The 7,179-nt window shown below is 57.5% G+C and carries 4 protein-coding genes and 1 pseudogene; 2 read left to right on the top strand and 3 right to left on the bottom strand.

Features of this window, described 5'->3' with window-relative positions; translation table 11 throughout:
• The first annotated feature begins 93 nt into the window (after positions 1-93).
• Both JUK32_RS06070 and JUK32_RS27425 read left to right on the top strand, forming a co-directional pair.
• Positions 94-575: pseudogene (locus JUK32_RS06070) on the top strand (IS5 family transposase).
• Between the two features lie 15 nt (positions 576-590).
• The gene (locus JUK32_RS27425) at positions 591-767 is read left to right on the top strand and encodes a transposase (protein ID WP_375541552.1); all 177 of its coding nucleotides are present in this window, start codon (positions 591-593) and stop codon (positions 765-767) included.
• Positions 768-1,033: 266 nt separating this feature from the next.
• Here JUK32_RS27425 and JUK32_RS06060 read toward each other — a convergent pair whose 3' ends face one another.
• From JUK32_RS06060 to JUK32_RS06050, 3 genes are all read right to left on the bottom strand, one after another.
• Entirely contained in the window at positions 1,034-6,004 is a 4,971-nt protein-coding gene (locus JUK32_RS06060) for a translocation/assembly module TamB domain-containing protein (RefSeq protein ID WP_204137953.1), read from the bottom strand.
• 444 nt (positions 6,005-6,448) lie between these two features.
• Positions 6,449-6,781: an AtpZ/AtpI family protein gene (locus JUK32_RS06055; RefSeq protein WP_204137952.1), complete on the bottom strand. Its 333-nt coding sequence runs from the start codon at positions 6,779-6,781 to the stop codon at positions 6,449-6,451.
• Positions 6,771-7,178: a F0F1 ATP synthase subunit epsilon gene (locus JUK32_RS06050; RefSeq protein ID WP_204137951.1), complete on the bottom strand. Its 408-nt coding sequence runs from the start codon at positions 7,176-7,178 to the stop codon at positions 6,771-6,773. The genes JUK32_RS06055 and JUK32_RS06050 overlap by 11 nt, the downstream gene beginning before the upstream one ends.
• Between the last annotated feature and the right edge of the window lies 1 nt (position 7,179).

Below are 7,179 nucleotides of genomic sequence, written 5' to 3'. Positions count from 1 at the left end.
TATAGCGACTCCACTCCTAACTGTCAATCACTTTGATGGAGAAATTTTGGGGTGCTGAAAGCAAGATTGCACGGTGGTGGGCAATGGGAGCGGATGCAAGATGTGCTCCCCGGACGAGCCGGGGGTGTGTGGGTGACCGCTCGGGATAATCGTCTTTTCGTAGAAGCGGTCTCATACCGTTACCGTGTGGGGATTCCGTGGCGTGACTTGCCCGCCCGCTTTGGTCACCATCGGAAAATCCACGCGCGCTTTCGGCGTTAGTGTAAACGCGGAGTGTGGCAGCGGGTATTCCAAGCGCTCGCGAACGACCCTGATAACGAATACGCCATGATTGACTCGACCATTGTGCGTGCCCATCAGCACAGTGCCGGGGCCAAGGGGGGGATGCCGATGCCGATGCCATTGGCCGCAGCAACGGTGGGTTGAGTACCCAGATTCACGCACTCGTCGATGCCCTCGGCAATCCCTTGGGGTTTCATTAGCAGTATCGAGCGATTGCAACTCGTTACGATAAGCTGGCGGAGAGCTTTTTAGGGGCAATTTATCTGGCCGCTACAGTCATCTGGCTGAATTGATGACATGCCCTAGAGATTCCGCCGAATGTCGCGTTTTATTTTCAACCGCCCTACAGTCCCGAGTTGAATCCTATTGAACAACTTTGGGCACTGCTGAAGGGACATTTAGCGAACCGTCTCTGGTTCGACCTGGACGAATTGCCGCAGCTTAGTCGAGGCCATGACTTGGGCGGAAATGCCACTTCTGGCTGATTGATGCGGGGCGTCACAAAACTCAATCCGTATGAGAGTCGCAAACTGGACAAGTGGGTAGGTGAGCAGACATCAAACCCTCGCAGATCATCACTCATTGACAGTTACCCAGTTAGAGTCAGCGAGCGCATCTGCTAGTTGCCAGATATCCTTACCTTTTTAGGACTACCCAGTATTGAGGTGACTGCGATACGGGAGTCCGACGAGGCGAGTGGGGCCGATCGCTGTTTTGGCGCAATGGGTGTGCTCTAACGGCTCGACTCGGCTTAAAATGTGGTGCGATATTCTAGTCGCATTTCGGTGTCATTGAGGTTAGATGAGCCGCGCAGTTGCAACTCATCGGTGATGCGATATTGCAGACCGATTTGGGGCGGATTGCCGCTGTTCAGGATTTCCAGCACGTTGATGCCGATGCTGTCGCCGATCGCAAAGGACGCTTCCACGCCGATCGCCACACCAGCAGTACTTTCTTCGGAGGTATCCGTAGTGGGGAAGACGCTGAAAGAGCGCAGCCCCAAAGCATTGGCGAGGTTATTCCCAAAACCGGCCAAGCCCCCGGCCCCTAAGAAGCCCGCAAACTGCGTCAAGGTGGCATTGGCCAGACCGCCGGTAATGTTGCTGCCCAGCAGGGCTACTAACTGTTCTTGGCTGCGGGCGGGGTTACTGGTGAGACTGAGGGTCTCGCTCAAGTCGCTGGCATAGCCCTGGGCGATCGCCTCCACGTTAATGAACTGCACTTCCCCCACCGAGCGGATGTCGTTATCGCTAATTTCGGAACTGACGAAACCATCGTTAGAGGGCGGGATTTCGGTGACGTTGGTTTCTCGGACACGGGTTCTCAGGACCACGTCAACGTAGGGATCAAGGCCATCCTCTGGGGTAAAGACGACGGAATTGGGAGCATTGGGATCGAGTAAAAACTGTGTCGAGAAGAGGTTGATCCAGCCGGTGCGGAGGTCAATTTTGCCGTCGGGTTGCGGGTCGGAGACGGTACCACTGATCCGAATGCCGCCATCGGCAGTGAGGTTGTAAAACGGTTGTCCGGCAATGATCAGGCGATCGCGAAAAACCACCACCAGATTTTGCAGCGATACCCGCTCCAAGAATCCCGGCGCGGCTCCACCAGCAGTCGGCGCTAACGGATCGATGCCTAAAAATTGCGCCCGATAAGGGTTGATCTGCTGAACTTCTTCCACCGTGGGGAAATCGATCGCGCCCACTTGCCGCAGTAGCTGATTCGCCTGTACGAAGCCCTCATCGAGTTCAAGCTTGCCGCCAATGGTGGGTTCTAGCACAGCGCCGGTGATGCCCATGCGCCCATTTACCCGCAAATCAACGACGCCACGATAGTCGAGCGGCAACCCACCCAACGCAATAGAGATGCCATTGCTTGGCCGAGTCCCCTCGGTTGATGATGGTTTGGGCTGCTGTTTGGGGGATGCCTGGGCCAATAATGACTCGCCCGATGGTAACAAGGGCAGTTGACCGCTAATGGCTAAGGTGCCATCGCCCATCTGGCCTTGCAGTTGGGGAATGCTGACCTGCTGCAGGTCAAAATTCACTTGCCCCGTGAGGTTCGTGAGCGGTTGTCCTAACTCTTTGCTGCCGATGATGCCCTCGCGCAACGTGACGGCCCCGGCCACGATGGGGGCAAACACAGTGCCGCCAACCTGTACGCGGATTTCGCCATCGCCCCCTTCCCACCGCACTTCTTCAGCGGTGAGTACATTCACCAGATCAAAGGCATCGTCTGGCACGATCGCCACTAACGCAATGGTGTCGCTGGTCGGCTGCACCGTCATAAAGGGCAGCGCATAGGGCACAGTGCCCTGCAAGGTCAGCGGTTGCTCATCGGGCGCGATCGCGGCCACCCCGTCCACCTCAAAAACGGCATTGCGATAGCCAAAGGTCGCGGCGACCCGCTCTAGCGGTTGCTCACCCACTTGCGGATCGGCCACCAAGAGTTCACCCGCGATTTGCGGATTGGCCAGGCTGCCATCAAACTCCGTCGTGACATCAATATCGCCCGTCACCGCCAGGGGCAACGGATAAAATGCCTGCGCTAACTCGACGGGTAAATTATCGACCAGCAGTTGCCCTTGCAGCCGCTCCAAACTGCCGCTGCCCATCAAGTTCACCACCGTATCTTCAATAATGGCGGAAACGGGATCGAGGGTCACGGTGGACTGCTGCACATTGCCACTGACCACGAACTGATTGGTGGGGTTGTAAGGCCCCCAAACCCAGCTTTGTCCCTGAAAGTTGAAATCAGCGGTCAGGCCGTCCAAGTCGAGCGATCGCCCCGCTACGGTCAGTCCACCCGAAAATTCACCCGCCAGGGTATCTAAGTCTGGTAAGGCCAGGGGATTGTCCGGTGTGGACTGGTCGGGTCGAGTCGCCTCGTAAGCGATGAAGGCCTCTAGCTGCTCTAAAAAAGAGGCCATCGGTAGCCGAATCGACTGTACTTGCAGATCGGCGGCACTCCCAATGGGCGTCTGTCGCTGCAAACCGAACCGTAAAGCTTCCAGGTCAATGGTTTCGGCGATCGCCACCAAATCTTCGACATAGCCTTCCGCGACGGTCAGTTGCCCAGTGTAGGACAGGTCGGGCTGCAAGATGGCGCTGCCCGCCAGCAAAATGCGGCTGCTATCAAACAGCAGCTCGCCCTGACTCAAGACCGCCGTGTTGTCGGCATAGCGAAACGCCGCCGTAAATAAGTCTGCGGCGACGGGATCAAGGCCGGGATCATTAACGGTCAGGGTGCCATCAGCGATCGGATTTTGGAAGTCGGTCAAATTGGCCGTCACCTGTAAATCCACCAAGCCCGAAACGATGCCAAACCCGTAGTCGCGGGCGGGCTGTACGGCGAATTTTTCCAACGGCAGATTTTCTACCGTGGCGTTAATGCGGCGATTGGCCCCAGTGCCAAAGGCGACAAAGTCTTGATTGCGGATTTCAAACGCAGCGGGCCACAGATCCGCATCGACGACCAGGGAAACGCGATCGCCTTCCTGGCTGCGGAGATCGAGCTCTCCCCCCTGCGCCAACGACAGGGCCACGGGGCCAGTGAGCGGCGCGAAAATAAAATCATTGACCGCTAAATCAACCAACTGGGCATTCCCCGTCACTTGCGGATCGTCGAGGGTGCCCGTGAGTTGCCCGGTAAAGCTGGTGAATCCAGTCAGCTGCCCATATTCCCGCGCGACTGCGGGGACAAAACTGTTGAGCGGTTGTAGGTCGTAGTCTTGCAGGGCCACATTCAGCGCCAGCGCGCCAATGGGAAGGGCTTGATTGAAGTCCAGCCCAATCGTGCCGTCCGCCTGCACATTGGGGGCGGTGAAGCGGTTGACCGCAATGCGATCGCCCAAAAATTCAAATTCCGTGCGCCAATCCCCCTGGGGGAGCAGGGGCGCAGCGGTGGGCACGGGCTGCACCAAAGCGTCGGCAATGACCGCATCGCCCGCTGCTTGAATCGTCGCTAGATCAAAGTTATATAGATTGCCAGAGGCCTCTAGGTTGGCCGTCAACAAGCCCTGCGCCTGGGGCGTAAATTGTTCCACCGGAACTTGCGCCGTCGTGGCCGTGGCTTGCCAGTTGCCCGTGGTGAGGTCAGCGATCGCCTGCGCCGTCACACTGCCCTCGGCCACTTGTAAGCGAGTGTTGTCTAGCACCAGTTGGTTCTCGGCCAGCGTCAACGTTCCCCTGCCGGGAAAGGTCGAGTCGGAGAGTTGCCACTGAGCCACGGCAGTTTGAGACGCCAGGGTGCCAGCGGCTTCTGCGTCAGCGGTGAGGTTGCCGACGACGATGTCGGGCGGCAGCGATATGCCGTAGAGGCCAACAAAAGGGTCTACGGGCACATCGACTTGGGCCGTGAGCTGAAATTGCGGCTTGGTTAAATCGGTCAGATCAGCCCGTCCCTGGGCCAACACGATACCGCCCGCTTCGGGCACGATGCGCAGTTCAGTCAGGTCAAACCGTTCTCGATTGAGCCGAAAGTCAGACGTTAAGGTCGCCACCTCCACTTGATCAACCTGTACGGCTCCCTGATTGCTCAACCGCCCCGTAATTTGCGGATCGAGCAACTCCCCGGTCACCTCAGCATTGAGCTGAAAGGTGCCATCGGCGGCAATCGGTAGCGCCAGCTCAGCAAGAGTTTGCACGTCGGCGATCGCGATCGCGGGGATCTGCGCTTGCAGATTGTGGCCCTCTTGCAAATGCACGTCGCCCTCGGCCATCAGCCTAATGTCATTGAGCTGTAGCCCCGTTTCTTCCAGCGTGACCTGCTGCCCCTGAAACCGCAGGCGACTGTTTATGTTGCGAATTGGGGAGGGCAACCCCAGCACCTGGACTTCCCCATCCTGCAAACGAGCAGTGCCCTGCACATCGATAGCATCCAAGTCGAGCTGATAGTCCGCCGTCAGTGCCGCCGCCGCCGTCAGGTTGGTATTGAGGACGCCACCAGTGAGGCCCAATGGAGAGGGCAAGACCAGATTTGCCGCCGCGATCGGCACCGCTTGCAACCGCACATTGGTCTGTACCGCTAGCTGTTCCAGATCGGCTTCGCCTTGGATGTCAAAGCTGCCAGTGTCAACATTCCCGGCTAATTCAAAAACCACTTGCTGAGACGTGTCCCCGGCAAAGGTGGCTTCCACATTCACGGTGTCGGCGACCACCGGAACCCGCGCCACCACGGCTTCGGGATCTTGAATTTTGGTCGATACCGTCACTCGGGCATCCCGGACTTCGACCTGCTGTAGTTCCAGTTGAAAGGGCGGATCTTCAACCGCTTCTGGCAAATCCAACTCAATCCATTGGCCGTCTTCAGCCTGCACCAGATTCACATCAGGGCGCACCAAGACAATATCGGGCTGAATCTCGCGGTGAAACAATAGCGCGGACAAATTGATACTCACCTGCACTTCATCCACCGTGGCGGTAGTGGCATCGGTGGCGGTGGGGGGTAGCGTGCTCTCGCCGATGCGAATGCCCCAAAAGGACAGTCCCTGCACGTCACCAATCTCGACGGGGCGGCCAATGGTTTGCTCAACCTCATCTTCAACGAGGGGAATGACCTGCGACTCGATCAGGCGATCGCCATACACAACGGCTACGATGCCCCCGGCAGCGGCCACGACACCGATCCCAGCCGCAATTTTGAGGAAGGGCGAAAACGAGCGGCGAGACGAACTTTCCTCGGGGGCAGAGTCTGGCGGCAGGGGGTTGGGGCGATTGGACATAGAATCTGGAGTGAACTAAACGCTAGCGCTGGAGGCAGCGCGAACACGAGCAAAGGTGCTGGCGGCAGGCATTAGTCGCTAGGCGCATGGTTCCGCAAGATGAATGCTTCCTTTCCAATGGATGGTTTCGGCCCTGGCCGCAAGTCTGACATCAAAGCTATCAGAACTATTGAAATCGGTATAGTCCTGCAAATAATATCCTGCTCATCCCGATTTAAAGCACAGCTGGCTTAAGTGGCTTAACTAGACTTAAGTGGCTTAACTGATTTAGCCTGCACTCTCTATGTTTGAGAGTGGCACAGCAATAGCTGAAGGTTCTGATTCATCCAGCGCACGGCATTTTCTTGGAACTGGCCAACTGTCGCGATCGCTGGCCCTGAGCCGAGCCTGGCGAAGGGATACGGTCACGGCTCAAGTCATGATCATCTGCGGAGGAGGACGGGGTCACTCGCCGCGATTGGTCATGTCGATCCAGACCCAGGCGTTGAGACAGCCGAGGGCGACCCCGGCAAACAGGAACATCAGCGTCCAAGAATATTGGCTGGGCCAATTGCGATCGATCCACACCCCGATCGCAATGCCGAGCAATGTGGGGATGGCGACTGACCAACCCACCACACCAAACACGCTCAGACCGTAAAAGGGGCGCTGTTTTTCTCGCTGGGCGCGGCGGCGACGTTGCAGCTGACGGTGCAGCCGCAGCCGAAACTCTTCCTGTGGAGGGGGCTGTGGGTCGCTGCGCCGCTCATTCGAATCGGGCTGATTGTTAGAACTCACGACTGGCCCTCCCGATGTCCATCATGCCGCGCATAAAGCTGACCTCCAGCCGCGTCAAAGCCGTTTGGGTTTGCTTTTGCCGCTCATCCAAGGCGCGAAATTCTTTTTCAATCACGTGATCTAAATGCTCCAAGTCATCGCTCTGAATCGCTTGCAGCACCGATACCCGCACCTCATTTTCCCGCTTCACTAACATGCCTCGGTCGATCGCTACGTAATGCGTCGCCGCTGGCTCTTGGTAGTAAAGAATGCTCGGCACCAGAGCGGTAACGAAATCGATGTGGTTGGGACGCACTACGAAGCGGCCATTTTCGGCATCGGCCCCGAGGCGCTGAGCACGGGTGGTCAGTAACACGCGGTTGGGTAAGAAGATGCTCAGGTCAAAGCTGTCGGCCATG

It is taken from the genome of Halomicronema sp. CCY15110 (assembly GCF_016888165.1).
In the GTDB taxonomy this organism is placed as follows: Bacteria; Cyanobacteriota; Cyanobacteriia; order Phormidesmidales; family Phormidesmidaceae; genus Halomicronema.
Note: the sequence above shows the minus strand (reverse complement) of the source record. Positions and strands in the feature narration are given on the sequence as shown.

Bases quoted from the DNA above. Each gene is read 5' to 3' on its own strand.
- JUK32_RS06060 (WP_204137953.1), bottom strand. From the start codon at position 6,004: ATGTCCAATCGCCCCAACCCCCTGCCGCCAGACTCTGCCCCCGAGGAA.
- JUK32_RS06050 (WP_204137951.1), bottom strand. From the start codon at position 7,178: ATGGCCGACAGCTTTGACCTGAGCATCTTCTTACCCAACCGCGTGTTA.